This window comes from Aeromicrobium sp. (assembly GCF_025965075.1).
In the GTDB taxonomy this organism is placed as follows: domain Bacteria; phylum Actinomycetota; class Actinomycetes; order Propionibacteriales; family Nocardioidaceae; genus Aeromicrobium.
On the sequence record NZ_JAOPXQ010000140.1, the window covers coordinates 1 to 17,169 of the forward strand.

The window sequence follows — 17,169 nt, forward strand, 5'->3', positions numbered from 1 at the left end:
CGACGAGATCCGCGCCGCGGGCGCCCGCATCAAGTTCATCATCGACGGCGATGTCGCCGGCGGGATCACCGCGGCCCGGCCCGACACCGGTGTCGACCTGCTGGTCGGCGTCGGCGGGACCCCCGAGGGCCTCATCACGGCGTGCGCCATCAAGGCGATCGGCGGCGTCATCCAGGGCAAGCTGTGGCCCATCGACGACGACGAGCGCCAGCGTGCGATCGACGCCGGCCACGACCTCGACCGGGTCCTGCACACCAATGACCTCGTGACCGCCGACGACTGTTTCTTCGTCGCGACCGGCATCACCGACGGCGAGCTCATGAACGGTGTCCGCTACGGCGCCGGCAAGGCCTACACCGAGTCGATCGTCATGCGCTCGCGCTCCGGCACGATCCGCAAGATCACCAGCGAGCACCAGCTCGGCAAGCTCCAGGCGTACTCCTCCGTCGACTATGAGCACTGAGGTCCATGAGCACTGAGGTCGCCCGCTCCGACGAGCAGTTCGCCTCGCTGCCCAGCGGGATCGACATCTGCTTCCAGACGTTCGGCGATGCCGACGACCCCGCCGTGCTGCTCGTCATGGGCCTCGGGGGCCCGATGGGCTGGTGGTCGGTCGAGTTCTGCGAGCTGCTCGCACGGCGCGGCTTCTTCGTGATCCGCTACGACAACCGCGACACGGGCCGCTCGACCAAGCTCCGCCAGCACCGGGCCGGCCGGGCCGAGGTCGTCCGGGCGTTCGTCGCTCTGGGCAAGGCGCCCTACTCGATCAGCGACATGGCCGATGACGCGATCGGGCTGCTCGACCACCTGTCGCTCGCGGGCGTGCACGTCGCGGGGGCGTCCATGGGCGGCATGATCGCCCAGACGCTTGCGATCGAGCACCCCACGCGGGTCCTGTCGCTGACCTCGATCATGTCCTCGACCGGGCGGCGCACCGTCGGCTTCCAGCACCCCCGGGTCATCCCCGCGATGCTGTCGTCCGCCGGCCGGACCCGCGACGAGTACGTCGCCCGGTCGCTGCGCGTCTCCAAGGTCATCGGCTCGGCGGCCTTCCCGTCCGACGAGGAGGCGGCCCGCGAGCGGGCCTACGAGACGTACGACCGGGGCTGGACCGCGAGCGGCGTGACCCGCCAGATGCTGGCCGTCCTGACCCAGCCCGACCGGACCGCCGCGCTCGGCGAGCTCGACCTGCCGGTCACCGTGATCCACGGGCTGGCCGACCGGCTCGTCCACCGCTCCGGTGGCAAGGCCACCGCGGAGGCGATCAAGGGTGCCGAGCACCTCGAGATCGCCGGCATGTCGCACGACCTCCCGCCGGCGCTCTACCCGACGTTCGTCGACGCGATCGTGCACACCGCCGAACGCGCCGCCTCGACCGAGAAGCCATGAGGCACAACCCGCGCCACGCGACGACCGACGTCAACGTCGTGCGGCGGCTCATCGCGGACCACCCGTGGGCCATGCTGATCAGCCACCACGACGGCGAGCTCGTCGCCTCGCACTACCCCATGCTGCTGGACCAGGACTCCGAGGAGCTGGCGGTCGTGACCCACGTGGGCCGGCCCGACGACCGGATCCACGGTCTCGGCACGGGCGAGGTGCTGCTGGTGTTCCAGGGCGAGCACGGCTACGTCTCGCCGAGCTGGTACGTCCCGGGCTCCTCGCAGGCGCCGACCTGGAACTTCACCGCGGCCCACTGCTGGGGCACCCCGCAGATCCTCTCCGAGGACGACAACATCGCCGTCCTGACCCGGCTCGTCGCCCACTTCGAGCAGCACGTCGACGACCCGATGTGGCTCGACCCGGAGTATGCGCGGCCCGTCGCCCGCGGCACGGTCGGCCTGCGGATCCCGATCGAGCGGTTCGTCTGCAAGGTCAAGATGAGCCAGGACAAGGACCCCGTCTCGGTGCAGAACGTCATCGACCACCTGGTGGCGCCGGGGCCCTATCAGCAGGCCCGGCTCGCCGCGGACATGGAACGCGCCCGCGAGAACGGCATCGGATACGCATCCACGGATTGATCCGGGAGGTAGAGCCGCATCTGATGCCATAGAGTTGAGATCATGACGCGCGTACGGATCTCGGATGCCGCCCTCTTCCTGGGGGTCAGCGACGACACCGTGCGCCGCTGGGTCCATGCCGGGACGCTGACGTCGGTCACCGACGGGTCCGGACGCATGGCGATCGAGGGACGTACGCTCGCCGAGTTCGCCAAGGCCCACGCGAAGGCGCCGGATGCCTCCGGTGCCGCGTCCTCGGCCCGCAACCGCTTCGTCGGGCTCGTCACGGCGGTCAAGACCGACGCCGTCATGGCGCAGGTCGAGATGCAGTGCGGGCCCTTCCGCGTCGTGTCGCTGATGAGCAGCGAGGCGGTCGAGGAGCTGGGGCTCGAGCCGGGCTCCGTCGCCGTGGCCGTCATCAAGTCCACCAACGTCATCATCGAGACCCTGGAAGGCTCCTCATGAAGCGCCTGCTCGCCCCCCTGGTCGCCGGCCTCCTGCTCTCGACCGCTGCGTGCGGCTCGGACGGGTCGTCCGACGGCGCCGCCCCGCAGGCGACCACCATCACGGTGTTCGCCGCGGCATCGCTCAAGGGCACGTTCACCGAGATCGGGAGGACGTTCGAGGACGCCAACCCCGGCGTCACGGTGGCGTTCAGCTTCGCCGGGTCCTCGGACCTCGTGGCGCAGATCTCCCAGGGCGCCCCGGCGGACGTCTTCGCCTCGGCCGACACCAAGAACATGGACAAGGCGGTCGCCGACGGCTCGGTCACGGGCGAGCCGGTCGACTTCGCGAGCAACACGCTCGAGATCGCGACACCCCCGGACAACCCGGCGAACGTCGACTCGCTCGACGACCTCGCCGACCCCGACGTCAAGACCGTCATCTGCGCCGCGGAGGTCCCGTGCGGGGCCGCAGCGGCGGGTCTCGAGAAGGCCGCCGGTGTCGACATCAAGCCGGTCAGCGAGGAGCAGTCCGTCACCGACGTCCTCGGCAAGGTCATCTCCGGCGAGGCCGACGCCGGCCTGGTCTACGTCACCGACGTCAAGGGCGCGGCCGGTCAGGTCAACGGCATCGAGGTCCCCGAGGCCGCGAAGGTCGTCAACACGTACCCGATCGCCGCCCTGTCCGGCAGCTCGCACCCCTCGGTCGCGAAGGACTTCGCGGCGTACGTCGCGGGGCCCGAGGGTCAGGCGATCCTCGCAGCCGCCGGCTTCGCCCAGCCGTAGCCGATGTCCCGCCCCACCCGCTCGTCCGGTCTCCCCCGGTGGGTGTTCGTCCCCGCCGCGGCGGGAGCGCTGTTCATCGTGCTGCCGCTGGCCGCGCTGGCCACCCAGGTGCAGTGGAGCCACTTCCTGGACCTCGTCACCTCCGACTCCTCGAGGGCCGCGCTGATGCTGAGCCTGCGGACGTCAGCGGTCAGCACGGTGCTGTGCCTGCTGCTCGGCGTGCCGATGGCGCTGGTGCTGGCGCGCACCAGCTTCCGCGGCCAGGGCGCGCTGCGGTCGCTCGTGCTGCTGCCGCTGGTGCTCCCGCCCGTGGTCGGCGGCATCGCGCTGCTCTACACGTTCGGGCGCAAGGGGCTCCTCGGCGAGACGATCGAGGTCCTGGGCCTGCAGATCGCGTTCTCCACCACGGCCGTCGTGATCGCGCAGACATTCGTCTCGCTGCCGTTCCTCGTCGTGAGCCTGGAGGGATCGCTGCGCACCGCCGGCGAGCAGTACGAGGTCGTGGCCTCGACCCTCGGCGCGCGACCCACGACGGTGCTGCGCCGGGTCACGCTCCCCCTCGTGCTGCCGGGGCTCGCCGCGGGGGCGGTGCTGTCGTTCGCCCGGGCGCTGGGTGAGTTCGGTGCCACGATCACGTTCGCGGGCAGCCTGGAAGGTGTCACCCGGACGCTGCCGCTGGAGATCTACCTGCAGCGCGAGTCCGACCCGGATGCCGCGGTCGCCCTGTCCCTGGTGCTCGTCGTGGTCGCCGTGCTCGTGATCGGGCTGGTCCGCGGGCCGCGCAGGGAGATGCTGTGAGCCTGCACCTCGAGGCGACATTCGACGACCGCGACGTCCGGGTCGAGCTCGACCTGGCCGACGGCGAGACCGTCGCGGTGCTGGGTCCCAACGGGTCGGGCAAGTCGACGCTGCTGGCGGCGATCGCCGGGATCGCTCGCCCCGACGCCGGCCGGGCGGTCCTGGACGGGACGACCCTCTTCGACGTGGCCACCGGGACCTGGGTCGCCCCGCACGCCCGCGGAACCGCGCTCATGGCGCAGGACCCACTGCTGTTCCCCCACCTGGACGTCCTCGACAACATCGGCTTCGGCCCGCGGAGCGCGGGGGCCCGTCGCGGCGCGGCACGCACCATCGCACGTACGTGGTTGGCCGAGGTCGACGCGACCGAGCTGGCGGCCCGGCGCCCCGCCCAGCTGTCCGGCGGCCAGGCCCAACGGGTCGCCGTCGCGCGCGCCCTCGCCGCCGGGCCACGCCTGCTGCTGCTCGACGAGCCGATGGCGGCGCTCGACGTCACGGTCGTGCCGGCGATGCGCCAGGTGCTGCGGCGGGTGCTGGCCGGCCGCAGCGCGATCATCGTGACCCACGACGTGCTCGACGCCCTGCTGCTGGCCGACCGGGTCGTCGTGATGGAGGGCGGCCGGGTCGTGGAGCACGGTCCGACCCGGCAGGTGCTGGCCCGGCCCCGCAGCTCCTTCGGCGCCGGGATCGCCGGGCTCAACCTGGCCCGCGGCACCGTGGAGTCCGGGGCCGTCCGGACCCCGGCGGGTCTGCTCGTGGCGGGCCTGCCCGACTCGACCGAGGTCGCCGAGGGGACAGCCGCCGTGGCGGTCTTCAGCCCCAGCGCCGTCAGCGTCCACACCGAGCGCCCGTCGGGCAGCCCCCGCAACGTGTTCGCCGCGACGGTCCGCGAGCTGGAGCCGCACGGGGCCCAGGTGCGGGTGCAGACCGACGAGATCAGCGCCGACGTCACCGCCCCGGTCGTCGCCGAGCTCGATCTGGCACCGGGCGCCGCGGTGTTCCTCGCGGTCAAGGCCAGCGAGGTCGCGATCTACGCCGCCTGAGGCCCCGTCCGTCCTATCGTGGGGGCATGACCGGGCCGATCCTGCGCCGGCGCGACGACGGCGCCACGGAGCTGCGGGTCAACGGAGTCTTCGTCATGGACGACCGGCAGACCGCCTCCGAACGGGCGCTCGCGCGCGCCGTCGTCGAGCGCGGTGCGCGGGACGTCCTGGTGGGTGGCCTGGGACTCGGGTTCACCCTGCGCGAGCTGCTCACCGCCCCGGTGCGGCGGGTAGTCGTGGTCGAGCGGCACCGCGAGATCGTGGACTGGATGCGCGACGGCACGATCGCCGGCGCCGACCTGCTGACGGACCCCCGGGTCGAGGTCGTGCTGGACGACGTACGCGCCGCGGTCGTCGAGCAACCGGCCGGCTCCCTCGACGCCATCGTGCTCGACATCGACAACGGGCCCGACTTCCTGGTCCACGACGACAACGCGGCGGTCTACGGGCCCTCGTTCGTCGGGGTGTGCGCCGAGCGGCTGCGCCCCGGCGGGCACCTGTGTGTCTGGTCGATGGCGCCGTCCGACACGGTGGTGGCCAGCCTGCGCGCCTCGTTCGAGCGGGTCGAGCAGACGAGCGTCCCGGTCCGGCTGCAGGACCGGGCCGAGCACTACTGGATCCTCACCGGCTCCCACCCCCGCCGCTGACCCGCCCGGGACGCGCAGCGATATCGTGCCGGTATGACCGAATATCGCATCGAGCACGACACCATGGGCGAAGTCCGCGTCCCCGTTGACGCCCTCTGGCGCGCCCAGACCCAGCGAGCCGTCGAGAACTTCCCGATCTCCGGCACGCCGATCGAGTCCGCACAGATCCGCGCCCTCGCGCAGATCAAGGCGGCCTGCGCCAAGGCGAACGCCGAGCTCGGCATCATCGACCAGGACATCGCCGACGCGATCGTCGCCGCCGCCGAGGAGATCGCCTCCGGCGCCCACGACGCGCAGTTCCCGATCGACGTGTTCCAGACCGGTTCGGGCACCTCCAGCAACATGAACACCAACGAGGTCATCGCGACGATCGCCTCGAAGTCCCTCGGCAAGGACGTCCACCCCAACGACCACGTCAACGCCTCGCAGTCGTCCAACGACGTCTTCCCGACCTCGATCCACGTCGCGGCGACGGCCTCGGCGTCCAACGAGCTCATCCCCGCCCTCGACCACCTCGCGAAGTCGCTGGAGGCCAAGGCCACCGCGTTCGCGAAGGTCGTGAAGTCCGGCCGCACCCACCTGATGGACGCCACGCCCGTCACGCTGGGCCAGGAGTTCGCCGGCTACGCGATGCAGATCCGCCGCGGCATCCAGCGGGTCGAGGCCTCCCTCCCGCGTACGGCCGAGGTCCCCCTCGGCGGCACCGCGGTCGGCACCGGCATCAACACGCCGATCGGCTTCCCGCAGCGCGTCATCGAGCTGCTCGGCGAGGGCACCGGCCTGCCGATCACCGAGGCGGCCGACCACTTCGAGGCGCAGAGCGCGCGCGACGGGCTCGTCGAGATGTCCGGCCAGCTGCGCACCATCGCGGTCAGCCTGACCAAGATCTGCAACGACCTGCGGTGGATGGGCTCCGGTCCCCGCACGGGTCTGGGCGAGATCCAGCTCCCCGACCTGCAGCCCGGCTCGAGCATCATGCCCGGCAAGGTCAACCCGGTCCTGCCCGAGGCGACCCTCATGGTCGCCGCGCAGGTCATCGGCAACGACGCGACGATCGCGACCGCCGGCGCCTCGGGATCGTTCGAGCTCAACGTCATGCTGCCGGTCATCGGCCGCAACATTCTGGAGTCGATGCGCCTGCTGGGCAACGCCTCGCGCGTGCTGGCCGACCGCTGCATCGACGGCATCGTCGCCGACGAGGAGCGCTGCCTGTTCCTCGCCGAGTCGTCGCCGTCGGTCGTGACGCCGCTCAACCGCTTCATCGGCTACGAGAACGCGGCCAAGGTCGCCAAGCAGTCGGTCAAGGAGAAGAAGACGATCCGCCAGGTCGTCATCGAGATGGGCTTCGTCGAGCGCGGCGAGGTGTCCGAGGAGGACCTGGACAAGGCGCTCGACGTCATGTCCATGACCCACCCCTGACCCCCACCCCAACCGCTGACGGGTCAGCGGTTGGGGGGTCGGCGGGCGGCGAGGACGAAGCCGTCCTCGTCGAACACCACGTCGTACTCCCCGCCGTGGGCCTGCTCGGCGTACGCCTCGACGTCCACCGGTGAGCCGATCCCGGCCAGCACGTCGAGCAGGACGTAGTCCGGCACGGTGTCGCCGATCGACCCGATCCAGTAGACCGTGTGGTCCGTGACCAGGTGGCTCATGAGCCCGATGTCGGTCTCGACCGACGCCCCCTCCGGCACCATCGTGAGCACGGCGCGGGCGCTGTGGGCGCGCGGTGGCTCGTCGTACGTCGTGGAGTCCACCAGCGTCGCCAGCGGCGAGCCGACCATCAGGACCCCCCCGACGACGAGGCCCGCCGGCACGGTCCACCGCAGCCGTGGCCGGCGCTCGATCGCGTCGATCGCGGCGACGAAGACGATCGGCATCAGGACCAGCGAGTAGTGGTAGTCCGTCCCCCAGTAGTAGGGCACGTCCCCGGTGAACCGCCACAGCAGCGTCGGCACCGCGACGAGCGCCCACGGCGACCCCAGGGCCGCCAGCCCGGTGACCCCGAACGTCAGCAGCACCGTCGCAGCCTTGCGACCCAGCCCGTCGAACGCCGCGGAGAGCAGCCCACCGTCGTCGGCGTACGCGTACGACCCCGCGGTGTTGAAGAACGGGATCACGACCAGCACCACCAGGGCTGTCGCCACGACCCCACCGATCGCCAGGAGCGGCCCGCGCCGCCGGTCCCCCGACAGCCACAGCACGATCCCGATCGCCGCGACCGTGACGCCGAGGTCCTCCTTGACCAGCAGCAGCGGCAGCGACCACCACACGACCCGGTCGAAGCGCCGGTCGACGTACGCCGCGCCGGCCAGCGCGAGCAGCGGCGCCGCGAACGCGACCTCGTGGAAGTCGGCCTCGATGGCGGACTGGACGCCGAACGAGACGGCGTACGCCACCCCGATCGCGAGCCCGACCGCCGTGCCGAGGCGGCGCATGCCCAGCACCGCGACGACGTGGATCGACACCGCGATCAGCACGACCTGCGCCAGCAGGACGGTCTGCGCGGACGGGACGAGCCGATAGACCGGCGCGACCAGTGCCGTGATCGGCGAGAAGTGGTCCCCCAGGATGTTGTAGCCCGGCGCCTTGATGTCGACGACGGGCGCGCCGAGGTGGGCGTAGCTCTTGATCGCCTGCTCGAAGATCGCGTTGTCGAACGAGGAGATCGTGTAGCGCCCGAACCGCAGCAGCGTCACGGCCGCGTACGCCGCCGCGGCCGCGAGCGCGACGAGCGCCGCCAGGAGCCGTTGGCGGTGGGTCGCCGTCATCGCGGCAGGGTGAGGTTCTCGCCCGTCTCGGGATCGAACACGTGGACCTTCTGCCGCGGGATCACGACGCGGATCGACATGCCGGGCTTGAGCGTGCTGTCGGCGGCGAGCTCGGCGACCAGGAAGTTCTGGAACAGGTCGAACTCGAGCAGCTCCTCGACCTCGTCCAGGAGCTCGCTGACGGCGGGCTCGATCTCGTAGCCGAGATAGGCGAACTGCGAGCTGCCCCGCCACTCCACGTCGTCGATCCGGGTCGTGAACTCGACCCGGTCCGAGACCGCGGCACCGCCCGCGCCGCTCGCGTCGTAGCAGTGCTCCGGCCGGATCCCGGCGACGACGACGCCGCGGTCACCGATCCGCTCGAGCAGCGGCCCGTCCAGCAGCATCGTGGCGAGCGGCATGACGAGCTGCTGGCCCACCGGGAACGCGGGGACGAGGTTCATCGGCGGAGCGCCGAGGTAGCCCGCGACGAACATGTCGGCGGGCCGCTCGTACAGGTCCCGCGGCGTCCCGACCTGGTGGATGAAGCCCTGGTGCATCACGGCGACCCGGTCGGCGATGCTGAGCGCCTCCTCGACGCTGTTGGTCGTCACGATCGACGTGCGCTCGCCCTCCTGCTGCCACTGCGCGGTGACGGAACGGACGTGCGCACGCACGCGGTCGGACTGGGCGGAGAACGGCGAGTCGAGCAGGTAGGCGTTGGCCTGCCGTACGAGGGAGCGGCCCAGGGCGACCCGCTGCTTCTGCGCGTCGTCGAGCTGGGCGGGTGACAGGCCCAGCAGGTCGGTCAGCGCCAGGAAGTCCGCGACGTCCTGGATGCGCTCGGACAGGGCGGCCCGGTCGAAGCCCCGCCGCAGCGTCGAGGAGAAGGCCAGGTTGTCGAACACGTCGAGGTGCGGGTGGAGCGCGAAGTCCTGGAAGACCATCGCGAGGTCGCGTCCGCGCGGGCTCACCGCGTTGACCACGACGTCGTCGACCAGGATGTCGCCGGACGTCTGCTCCTCGAGCCCCGCGAGGGTGCGCAGCAGCAGGCTCTTGCCGGCACCGGAGGGCCCCGTGATGGCCAGCGTCGACCCGCTCGGGACGGTCAGGTTGATGTCGTCGAGCGCGGGACGGGATCCCGAGCCGGCCGTCATGAGGTGGCGCACTTCGATCGAGGTCATCGGTAGGACCTTCCGAGGAGTTGGTTGATCCGGCGAGGGAACAGCAGCAGGAGCACGACGGCGGGCAGGATCCACAGCAGCCCCGCGGCGGCGATCGCGGCGCTCGAGTCGTCGACCTGGCCCGACGCCAGCAGCAACGTCGCCGGCAGCGGGAGCGTCTGCGCGTCGGGCGCCAACGCCGAGCCCAGCACGAAGTCGTTGCACCCTGCCACGAACACCAGCAGCGTCGCGACGCCGAGGCCCGGCAGCAGGTGCGGGGCTGCGAACAGCCGCAGCTGCTGGGCCCGGGTCGCGCCGTCGGCGCGGACCGCGTCGCCGAGGCTCCACGGGACGTCGCGGAACACCGTGACGCTGAGCCAGATCGCCAGCGGCAGGGTCACGGCGAGTGCCGGCACGACGAGCGCCAGCCGGGAGCCGTACAGGTCGAACGCGATCAGCTGCCCCGCGAACGGTCCGGCGAGGGCCACCAGCGGCATCAGCAACGCCACGAGCACGAAGCCGTACGCGATCCGCCGGCCCTTGACCGTCAGGCGCACGAAGGCGTACGCCGCGGGGATCGCGAGCGGCATCGCGATCAGCGTCGCGAGCGCCGCCACCAGGACCGAGGTCCCGGCGGCGCGGCGCAGGATGTCGGAGTGCAGGGCGCCGTCGAGAGCGCTCCACGAGACGTCCTGCGGCCACAGGGTCTGCGGCGTGACGCCGCTGGGCGCCGTCGCGACCGTGAAGGTCCACAGCAGCGGCACCAGGGTGAACACCGCGAAGACTTCCAGGCCCAGGATCGCCCAGAACGAGATCGCCCGGGTCGTGTCGGCCAGGAGGACCCCGACGACCCCGGTGGCCATCAGCAGGGCCGCGACGAGGATCCAGAGCCACAGGTCGGGCCGGGCGATGCGCAGGACGCCGTAGTTGGCCAGGCCGAACCCCAGCGCGAAGGCGACGCCGGACGCCATGAGGCGGGAGCGGACGGACGGAGTCATACGGCCCTCCTGACGCCGAGCAGCGGCACGAGCACCGCGCCCACCAGCCCGGCCAGCACGACGAGCAGGACCGCCATCGCCGCTCCCAGCCCGACCTCGAACGAGGTGAAGGTCGTGTCCCACCCCAGCAGCGGGACGGTGCGGACCGTGGCGCCGGGCTGGTCGGCGACGAGCGGTCCCTCGAGGATGCGCAGGGCGTCGAGCGCCCGGTACGTCGCGGCGACCGCGATCGCCGGGCCCATCGCCGGCAGCACGACGCGGCGGAACCGCTGCCACGCGGTGGCCCCGTCGGCGACGGCCGACCGCAGGAGGGACGACGACACGCGCAGCAGGCCGGCCAGCAGGATCAGCGCCGTGATGCCGGTCCCCCGCCACACCTCACCGACCACGACCGCGACGAGGGAGCCGAACGACCCGACGTCCTCCAGGCGCAACCACGCCTCGAGGTAGCCGGTCGTGACCGCGTCGCGCCACACGACGGCCGAGACGACCGCCAGCATCGCGAACGGCACCAGCAGCAGCACCCGGGTGACGGGCCAGACCGTGGTCAACCGGCGCAGCGCGGCCGCGAACGCCAGCCCGAGCAGCAGCTGCACGACGACGACCGCGACGACGATCGCCAGCGTCGCCGCGACCGCGATCCACCACGTCCGGCTGGACAGCACGTCGGTGTAGTTGGCGAGCCCGACCATCTCGGTGGCGTCGGGGGTCGTCAGCGACGAGCGCGACAGCGACGTCCAGACCGCGCGGCCGAGCGGCCACAGCGTCACGATCCCCAGGACCAGCATGGCCGGGGCGAGCCAGCGCCACCCCCTCACGACAGCTTCCCCTCGATCGCGGTCCGCGCGGCGGTCTGCGACTGCTCGGGCGTCAGGTCCTGCGTCACGTCGGTCACCGGCAGCCAGGTCTCGTCGATCGCGGCGCGCACGAGCGACCAGTACGGCGTGCCGGGCACTGTGCGTCCGGTCGCGACGGCACGACGCACGAGCGACGCGTCCGTCACGGCGGTCTTGACCGCCGGGTCGCGGTACGTCGACTGGCGGCTCGCGCTGTGGCGTGCGGTCGTCATGACGACCCGCAGCACGTCGGGCGAGGTCAGGCAGGACACGGCGTCGAACGAGCGGGCCGGGTCGGAGGCGCTGGCCGGCACCGCGAGCCCGATCCCCGCCAGCGGGGCGATGCTGTCGTCGGCGATCACGGGATAGGGCGCGGCCTTGACGTCGGCGGCGATCGCGACCAGCGCGGGGTCCGCGATCACGGAGCTCGACGCGACCAGGAATCCCCCGTTGGCGGCCGCGAAGCCCGTCAGCGCGTCGGTCGAGGGGCCGGGGCCGACCTTGGCCTCGTCGTAGAGCTCGACGACCGAGGCGGCGGTCCGGCCGGCGTCCGAGTCGAGGCCGACCGTGGCGCCGCGGCCCGTGCCGTCGACGAGCGTGCCACCGCTGCCGGTGACCAGCGCGTTGACCCACTCCGCCAGGCCGGAGCCGTCGCGGTCCTCGACCTGGACCGTGACACCGAGCCGCTGGGCCCCGGCTATCAGGTCGTCCCAGCTGATCGGCTTGGTGGTGTCCAGGCCCGCCCGCTCGGCGGTGTTGCCGCGGTACCAGAGGACCTGGGGGTCGAGCCACCACGGCGCCACGACGAGCTCGTCGCGATACGTCGCGGCCGCCAGCGCGGCCGGCGCGATGTCGTCGGACAGCTCGCTGGTCAACGTCGACGGGACCGGGGCGAGGAACCGCGCCGCGGCGAGCTCGGCGGTGAACGCCGTGTCGAGGCTCAGCAGGTCGATCCCGTCGTCCTTCGCCAGCAGCCGGCGGACGAGCAGCGCGTGCCGCTCGGTGACGTCGGCGGGCAGCTGGCGGACCTCGATGCGATAGGCGCCGTCGGCGGCCTCGGTGCAGGTCCGGGCCAGTGCCGCGGTGTCGAGGCGGTCGGGCGCGGCGTACCACGTCACGACCGGGGCGCGGCCCGGGTCGGACCCGGTGCCGCACGCGGCCAGCACGCACAGCGAGAACGCGGTCGCCCACCGCAAGGCAACCCTCCCTGGTCCGCTCACGTGCGCAACTGTGCCACAAACGAGGGCCCTTCCCGGGAGGTACGTCGAACTGTCCGGGAAGGACCCTTGCGTCACTGCCGGGTCGTCACCTCACAGGGTGACGTCCTCGAGCATCTCGGTCACCAGCGCGGCGACCGGGGAGCGCTCGGAACGGGTCAGTGTGACGTGGGCGAACAGCGGGTGGCCCTTGAGCTTCTCGACCACCGCGACGACACCGTCGTGCCGCCCGACCCGCAGGTTGTCGCGCTGCGCGACGTCGTGCGTCAGGACGACCTTGGAGTTGGCGCCGATGCGCGACAGCACCGTCAGCAGGACGTTGCGCTCGAGGGACTGGGCCTCGTCCACGATGACGTACGAGTCGTGGAGCGAGCGGCCGCGGATGTGGGTCAGCGGCAGCACCTCGAGCATCCCGCGCTCGAGGATGTGCTCGATGACCTCCGGCGAGGTGACCGCACCGAGCGTGTCGAACACGGCCTGGCCCCACGGCCCCATCTTCTCGGACTCGCTGCCCGGCAGGTAGCCGAGCTCCTGGCCACCGACGGCGTAGAGGGGGCGGAAGATCACGACCTTCTTGTGCAGGCCGCGCTCCATCGTCGCCTCGAGGCCCGCGCACAGGGCCAGCGCCGACTTGCCGGTGCCGGCGCGGCCGCCCAGCGACACGATCCCGATGTCGGGGTCGAGGAGCAGGTCCAGCGCGATGCGCTGCTCGGCGGAGCGTCCGTGGATGCCGAACGCGTCCCGGTCGCCGCGCACGAGCTGCACCTGCTTGTCGGCGTTGACCCGGCCCAGGCCGCTGCCCTTGTCCGAGACCAGGACCAGCCCGGTGTGGCACGGGAGCTCGCGCGCCTCGGGCAGGTCGAGCGTCCCGCTGTCGTAGAGGGCGTCCAGGTCGAGGCTGTCGATCTCGATCTCGCGCATCCCGGTCCAGCCGGACTCCTGGGCCAGCTCGGCGCGGTACTCCTCCGCGACGAGGCCGACCGCCGAGGCCTTGACCCGCATCGGCAGGTCCTTGGACACGATCGTGACGTCGAGGCCCTCGTCGGCGAGGTTCTTGGCCACCGACAGGATGCGGGTGTCGTTGTCCCCGAGCCGGAAGCCGGACGGCAGGGACGAGGAGTCGGTGTGGTTGAGCTCGACCCGGATCGTGCCGCCCTCCTCGCCGATCGGCAGCGGGACGTCGAGGGTGCCGTGCTCGACCCGGAGGTCGTCGAGGAAGCGCAGGGCGCTGCGGGCGAAGTAGCCCAGCTCGGGATCGTGCCGCTTGCCCTCCAGCTCCGTGATGACGACGACCGGGATGACGACCTCGTGCTCGTGGAACCGGTGGGCGGCACCGGGATCGGCGAGCAGGACGCTGGTGTCCAGGACGTACGTGCGGCGGTCGGACTGGCTCTTCGAGGTGCGCGGTGCAGCCATGGCTGTCTCCTCAACGGGCCCGCGCGCGCCTACGCCGGCCCTACTCGTGGGTAGGCGATCCAGGCTCAAGCGCGAGCGTCAACACACGCTCAACGTAGGACTGCGATCTGGGCAATCCCGGTAGGACACGCCCGCCCGCGTGTGACATCCACGTGAACGATTCGACCGCGAAGCGGGCGGCCGCTCGGCTCACTGGCCGAAGCGGCGCTGCCTCAGGGCGTACGACCGCATGGCCCGCAGGAAGTCGACGTGCCGCAGCGCGGGCCACAGGGCGTCGCTGAAGTAGAACTCCGAGTGCACGCTCTGCCACAGCAGGAAGCCCGAGAGCCGCTGCTCCCCCGACGTCCGGATCAGCAGGTCCGGGTCCGGCTGGCCCTTGGTGTAGAGGTGCTCGGCGATGTCGTCGACCTCGAGGGTCGTGGCGACCTCCTCGAGCGACCGCCCCTTGGCGGCCTGCTCCAGCAGCAGGGAGCGCATCGCGTCGGTGAGCTCCTGCCGTCCGCCGTAGCCGACGCACACGTTGAGCCGCATGCCCGGCAGCCCGTTGGTCGACTCCGCCGCCCGCTTGAGGCGCACCGCGGACTCGACCGGCAGCATGTCGAGGTTGCCGATCACCGCGAGCCGCCAGCGCTGCTCCGAGGCCAGCCGGTCCATCAGGTCCTCGACCGCGGCGAGGATGCTGGCGACCTCGGACTGCGATCGCTGGAGGTTGTCGGTCGACAGCAACCACAGCGTGACGATCTCGACGCCGAGCGAGTCGCACCACTCGGCGAACTCCGAGATCTTGTCGGCGCCGGCCTTGTAGCCGAGCTCGTAGTTCGTGCCCGCGCCCTTCGCCCAGCGACGGTTGCCATCGACGATCGCTCCGACGTGACGTGGGAGCTTCGCGGGATCGAGGCGCTTGGCGAGGCGCCGTTCGTAGACGCCGTACGCGAGGTCGCTGACTCCCATGGACTAGAGAGTAACCCTCACCACAGCTGCCCCGTTCTGGCACAGTCCCCCAGCCGCGGGTGGCCTACTCTGAACCCCATGAACGATCGTCAGCACGAGGGTGCTGTGCAGGAAGCAAGTGAACGACTCCGCGAGACGGTCGACGAGATCAAGCCGAAGCTGCGTGGCTGGCTCCACGCCGTCACGATCCCGCTGGCCTTCTTCGCGTTCATCGTCATGCTCGTGATCGCCGACGACATCCTCGTCCGCATCGGCGTCGCGGTGTTCATGGTCAGCGCACTGATGCTGTTCGGCGTCAGCGCGGTCTACCACCGCGGCACGTGGTCCGATCGGGTCCGCGGGTTCTGGAAGCGCTTCGACCACGCCAACATCTTCCTGCTGATCGCCGGCTCCTACACGCCGTTCTCGCTGCTCCTGCTGTCGAACGAGCACGCCGCGATCATGCTGTCGGCCGTCTGGGGCGGAGCCCTGCTCGGCGTCATGTTCAAGATCTTCTGGATCGGTGCGCCCCGCTGGCTGTACGTCCCGCTGTACCTCCTGCTCGGCTGGGCGGCGGTCCTGTACTTCCCGGAGTTCGCCGACAACGCCTCGACGCCCGTGCTGGTGCTGCTCATCACCGGCGGCCTGCTCTACACGCTCGGCGCGATCGTGTACGGCTTCAAGTGGCCCAACCCGTCACCGACGTACTTCGGCTTCCACGAGGTCTTCCACGCCTTCACCATCGCGGCGTTCATCGTGCACTACATCGGCGTCAGCCTGCTGGCGTACCAGCAGCACTGACGAGCTCGTCGGCGCTGGTGACCGGGCGCCGGCACACGAACCCCTCGCACACGTACGCCGCGGGGTGCCCGTCGACGAGGTCCCGCTGCTCGAACAGCGGGATCCCGAGTCCCACCTCGCCGGCCACGACGACAGCACCCGGCGACGGCACCGACAGCGCCGCGCGGTGCAGCCCGGCACGTGCGCCGGCCGGGCCGACCACCGCGATCTCCAGGGGTCCGGCCACGACGGCCTCCGCCGCCGCGAGGGTCCAGCCGGCGAAGCGGGGCACCTGCAGCGCGATCGACGCCGCCGAGGCGATCGCCGACTCCGCCGCGGCACGGTAGCGGTGCTCCCCGGTGACCGCCGCGAACGCGATGAGGGCGTGCGCCGCGGCCGACGTGCCGGAGGGGTAGGCGTTGTCGGACGCGTCCTTGGGGCGTACGACCAGGGTCTCGGCGTCGTCGGCGGTGTCGAAGAAGCCGCCCTCGGGGTCGGCGAAGTGGTCGACGACCCGGTCCAGCAGGACCCGCGCCCGGTCGAGCCACACGGCGTCACCCGTCGCCCCGAGGACGGACAGGAAGGCCTCGGCGACCGAGCCGTGGTCCTCGAGCACGGCGGGGTTGCCGCTGGCGATCCCGTCGCGCGAGGTGCGGACGAAGCCGTCGGCGAGGTGCACGTCGTTGAGCAGCTCGGCGGCGGCGACCGCGGCGGCGGTGAAGTCCGGCTCCTCGAGCAGCACACCGGCCTCGGCGAGGGCCGAGATCGCCAGCCCGTTCCACGACGCCACGATCTTGTCGTCGCGCGCCGGCCGGGTGCGCTCGGCGCGGGCGGTCAGCAGCTGCGCCCGGACCCGCTCCCACCGCTCCGGGTCCTCGGGGTCGACCCGCAGCTGCAGCGTCGAGAAGCCACGCTCGAACGTTCCCGCCCCCGTCACGCCGAGCAGCTGTGCCGCCCAGGCGCCGTCCTCGGCACCCAGCAGCCGCAGCAGCTGGTTGGGGTTCCACACGTAGAACGTCCCCTCGTGCCCGTCGCTGTCGGCGTCGAGCGCCGAGGCGAAGCCACCCTCGGGCGTCCGCAGCTCGTCGAGCAGGAAGCGGCCGGTCTCCCGCACGACCCGCTCCGCCAGCGGCGAGCCGCTCTGGCGCCACCAGTGCAGGTAGACCCGCAGCAGGAGGGCGTTGTCGTACAGCATCTTCTCGAAGTGCGGCACGCGCCAGAACCGGTCGACGCTGTAGCGCGCGAAGCCGCCGGACAGCTGGTCGTACATCCCGCCGCGGGCCATCGCCTCGCACGTCCCGGCCACCAGGTCGAGCGCCTGCCGCGACCCCGTACGGGCGGCGTTGCGGAGCAGGAACTCCAGCA

18 protein-coding genes are annotated in these 17,169 nt (G+C 71.7%); 10 read left to right on the forward strand and 8 right to left on the reverse strand.

The window, feature by feature from the left end; genetic code table 11:
• From JWQ91_RS08740 to JWQ91_RS08780, 9 genes are all read left to right on the forward strand, one after another.
• On the forward strand, positions 1 to 463 hold a 463-nt coding region (locus tag JWQ91_RS08740; protein WP_297782543.1), incomplete at its 5' end, for a fructose-bisphosphatase class II.
• A gap of 5 nt (positions 464 to 468) precedes the next feature.
• The gene (locus JWQ91_RS08745; RefSeq protein ID WP_297782545.1) at positions 469 to 1,389 is read left to right on the forward strand and encodes an alpha/beta hydrolase; all 921 of its coding nucleotides are present in this window, start codon (positions 469 to 471) and stop codon (positions 1,387 to 1,389) included.
• On the forward strand, positions 1,386 to 2,021 hold the full coding sequence (locus JWQ91_RS08750) for an FMN-binding negative transcriptional regulator (protein ID WP_297782547.1): 636 nt from the start codon (positions 1,386 to 1,388) through the stop codon (positions 2,019 to 2,021). The genes JWQ91_RS08745 and JWQ91_RS08750 overlap by 4 nt, the downstream gene beginning before the upstream one ends.
• Before the next feature lie 42 nt (positions 2,022 to 2,063).
• Positions 2,064 to 2,465, forward strand: a complete 402-nt coding sequence (locus tag JWQ91_RS08755) for a TOBE domain-containing protein (protein WP_297782549.1) — start codon at positions 2,064 to 2,066, stop codon at positions 2,463 to 2,465.
• Positions 2,462 to 3,229 (forward strand): molybdate ABC transporter substrate-binding protein, encoded by a 768-nt coding sequence (modA, locus tag JWQ91_RS08760; RefSeq protein ID WP_297782552.1) that lies wholly within the window; start codon positions 2,462 to 2,464, stop codon positions 3,227 to 3,229. Before JWQ91_RS08755 ends, modA begins: the two co-directional genes overlap by 4 nt.
• 3 nt (positions 3,230 to 3,232) lie before the next feature.
• Positions 3,233 to 4,027, forward strand: a complete 795-nt coding sequence (locus tag JWQ91_RS08765; RefSeq protein ID WP_297782554.1) for an ABC transporter permease — start codon at positions 3,233 to 3,235, stop codon at positions 4,025 to 4,027.
• Positions 4,024 to 5,070: an ATP-binding cassette domain-containing protein gene (locus JWQ91_RS08770; protein WP_297782556.1), complete on the forward strand. Its 1,047-nt coding sequence runs from the start codon at positions 4,024 to 4,026 to the stop codon at positions 5,068 to 5,070. The genes JWQ91_RS08765 and JWQ91_RS08770 overlap by 4 nt, the downstream gene beginning before the upstream one ends.
• Before the next feature lie 26 nt (positions 5,071 to 5,096).
• Positions 5,097 to 5,717: a hypothetical protein gene (locus JWQ91_RS08775; protein WP_297782558.1), complete on the forward strand. Its 621-nt coding sequence runs from the start codon at positions 5,097 to 5,099 to the stop codon at positions 5,715 to 5,717.
• A gap of 33 nt (positions 5,718 to 5,750) precedes the next feature.
• The gene (locus JWQ91_RS08780; RefSeq protein ID WP_297782561.1) at positions 5,751 to 7,136 is read left to right on the forward strand and encodes a class II fumarate hydratase; all 1,386 of its coding nucleotides are present in this window, start codon (positions 5,751 to 5,753) and stop codon (positions 7,134 to 7,136) included.
• A 23-nt stretch (positions 7,137 to 7,159) separates the two neighbouring features.
• Here the strand turns inward: JWQ91_RS08780 and JWQ91_RS08785 are convergent, their stop codons facing one another.
• The 7 genes from JWQ91_RS08785 to JWQ91_RS08815 form a co-directional block, all read right to left on the reverse strand.
• Entirely contained in the window at positions 7,160 to 8,485 is a 1,326-nt protein-coding gene (locus JWQ91_RS08785; protein WP_297782563.1) for a DUF2079 domain-containing protein, read from the reverse strand.
• Positions 8,482 to 9,648 carry an ABC transporter ATP-binding protein gene (locus tag JWQ91_RS08790; protein WP_297782565.1) on the reverse strand — a complete coding sequence of 389 codons (1,167 nt, stop codon included), beginning with the start codon at positions 9,646 to 9,648 and terminating at the stop codon, positions 8,482 to 8,484. The genes JWQ91_RS08785 and JWQ91_RS08790 overlap by 4 nt, the downstream gene beginning before the upstream one ends.
• On the reverse strand, positions 9,645 to 10,625 hold the full coding sequence (locus JWQ91_RS08795; RefSeq protein WP_297782568.1) for a carbohydrate ABC transporter permease: 981 nt from the start codon (positions 10,623 to 10,625) through the stop codon (positions 9,645 to 9,647). Before JWQ91_RS08795 ends, JWQ91_RS08790 begins: the two co-directional genes overlap by 4 nt.
• On the reverse strand, positions 10,622 to 11,443 hold the full coding sequence (locus JWQ91_RS08800) for a sugar ABC transporter permease (RefSeq protein WP_297782570.1): 822 nt from the start codon (positions 11,441 to 11,443) through the stop codon (positions 10,622 to 10,624). The genes JWQ91_RS08795 and JWQ91_RS08800 overlap by 4 nt, the downstream gene beginning before the upstream one ends.
• Complete coding sequence (locus JWQ91_RS08805; protein WP_297782572.1) at positions 11,440 to 12,657, reverse strand: extracellular solute-binding protein; 1,218 nt, start codon at positions 12,655 to 12,657, stop codon at positions 11,440 to 11,442. The genes JWQ91_RS08800 and JWQ91_RS08805 overlap by 4 nt, the downstream gene beginning before the upstream one ends.
• 114 nt (positions 12,658 to 12,771) lie before the next feature.
• Positions 12,772 to 14,094 (reverse strand): PhoH family protein, encoded by a 1,323-nt coding sequence (locus tag JWQ91_RS08810; protein ID WP_297782574.1) that lies wholly within the window; start codon positions 14,092 to 14,094, stop codon positions 12,772 to 12,774.
• 189 nt (positions 14,095 to 14,283) lie between these two features.
• Entirely contained in the window at positions 14,284 to 15,045 is a 762-nt protein-coding gene (locus JWQ91_RS08815) for an isoprenyl transferase (RefSeq protein WP_297782576.1), read from the reverse strand.
• A 78-nt stretch (positions 15,046 to 15,123) separates the two neighbouring features.
• Between JWQ91_RS08815 and JWQ91_RS08820 the strand changes: the two genes are divergently transcribed.
• A complete protein-coding gene (locus tag JWQ91_RS08820; protein WP_297782578.1) occupies positions 15,124 to 15,825 on the forward strand; it encodes a hemolysin III family protein in 702 nt (233 codons plus the stop codon).
• On the opposite strand, the gene JWQ91_RS08825 is transcribed toward JWQ91_RS08820, so the two are convergent.
• The coding region (locus JWQ91_RS08825; protein ID WP_297782580.1) for an AGE family epimerase/isomerase at positions 15,797 to 17,169 on the reverse strand (1,373 nt) is incomplete at its 5' end. The genes JWQ91_RS08820 and JWQ91_RS08825 overlap by 29 nt on opposite strands.

Coding starts and splice junctions, on each gene's coding strand:
- JWQ91_RS08790 (WP_297782565.1), bottom strand. CDS start 9,648: ATGACCTCGATCGAAGTGCGCCACCTCATGACGGCCGGCTCGGGATCC.
- JWQ91_RS08810 (WP_297782574.1), bottom strand. CDS start 14,094: ATGGCTGCACCGCGCACCTCGAAGAGCCAGTCCGACCGCCGCACGTAC.
- JWQ91_RS08815 (WP_297782576.1), bottom strand. CDS start 15,045: ATGGGAGTCAGCGACCTCGCGTACGGCGTCTACGAACGGCGCCTCGCC.
- JWQ91_RS08820 (WP_297782578.1), top strand. CDS start 15,124: ATGAACGATCGTCAGCACGAGGGTGCTGTGCAGGAAGCAAGTGAACGA.
- JWQ91_RS08780 (WP_297782561.1), top strand. CDS start 5,751: ATGACCGAATATCGCATCGAGCACGACACCATGGGCGAAGTCCGCGTC.
- JWQ91_RS08795 (WP_297782568.1), bottom strand. CDS start 10,625: ATGACTCCGTCCGTCCGCTCCCGCCTCATGGCGTCCGGCGTCGCCTTC.
- JWQ91_RS08785 (WP_297782563.1), bottom strand. CDS start 8,485: ATGACGGCGACCCACCGCCAACGGCTCCTGGCGGCGCTCGTCGCGCTC.
- modA (WP_297782552.1), top strand. CDS start 2,462: ATGAAGCGCCTGCTCGCCCCCCTGGTCGCCGGCCTCCTGCTCTCGACC.
- JWQ91_RS08750 (WP_297782547.1), top strand. CDS start 1,386: ATGAGGCACAACCCGCGCCACGCGACGACCGACGTCAACGTCGTGCGG.
- JWQ91_RS08745 (WP_297782545.1), top strand. CDS start 469: ATGAGCACTGAGGTCGCCCGCTCCGACGAGCAGTTCGCCTCGCTGCCC.
- JWQ91_RS08755 (WP_297782549.1), top strand. CDS start 2,064: ATGACGCGCGTACGGATCTCGGATGCCGCCCTCTTCCTGGGGGTCAGC.
- JWQ91_RS08765 (WP_297782554.1), top strand. CDS start 3,233: ATGTCCCGCCCCACCCGCTCGTCCGGTCTCCCCCGGTGGGTGTTCGTC.
- JWQ91_RS08775 (WP_297782558.1), top strand. CDS start 5,097: ATGACCGGGCCGATCCTGCGCCGGCGCGACGACGGCGCCACGGAGCTG.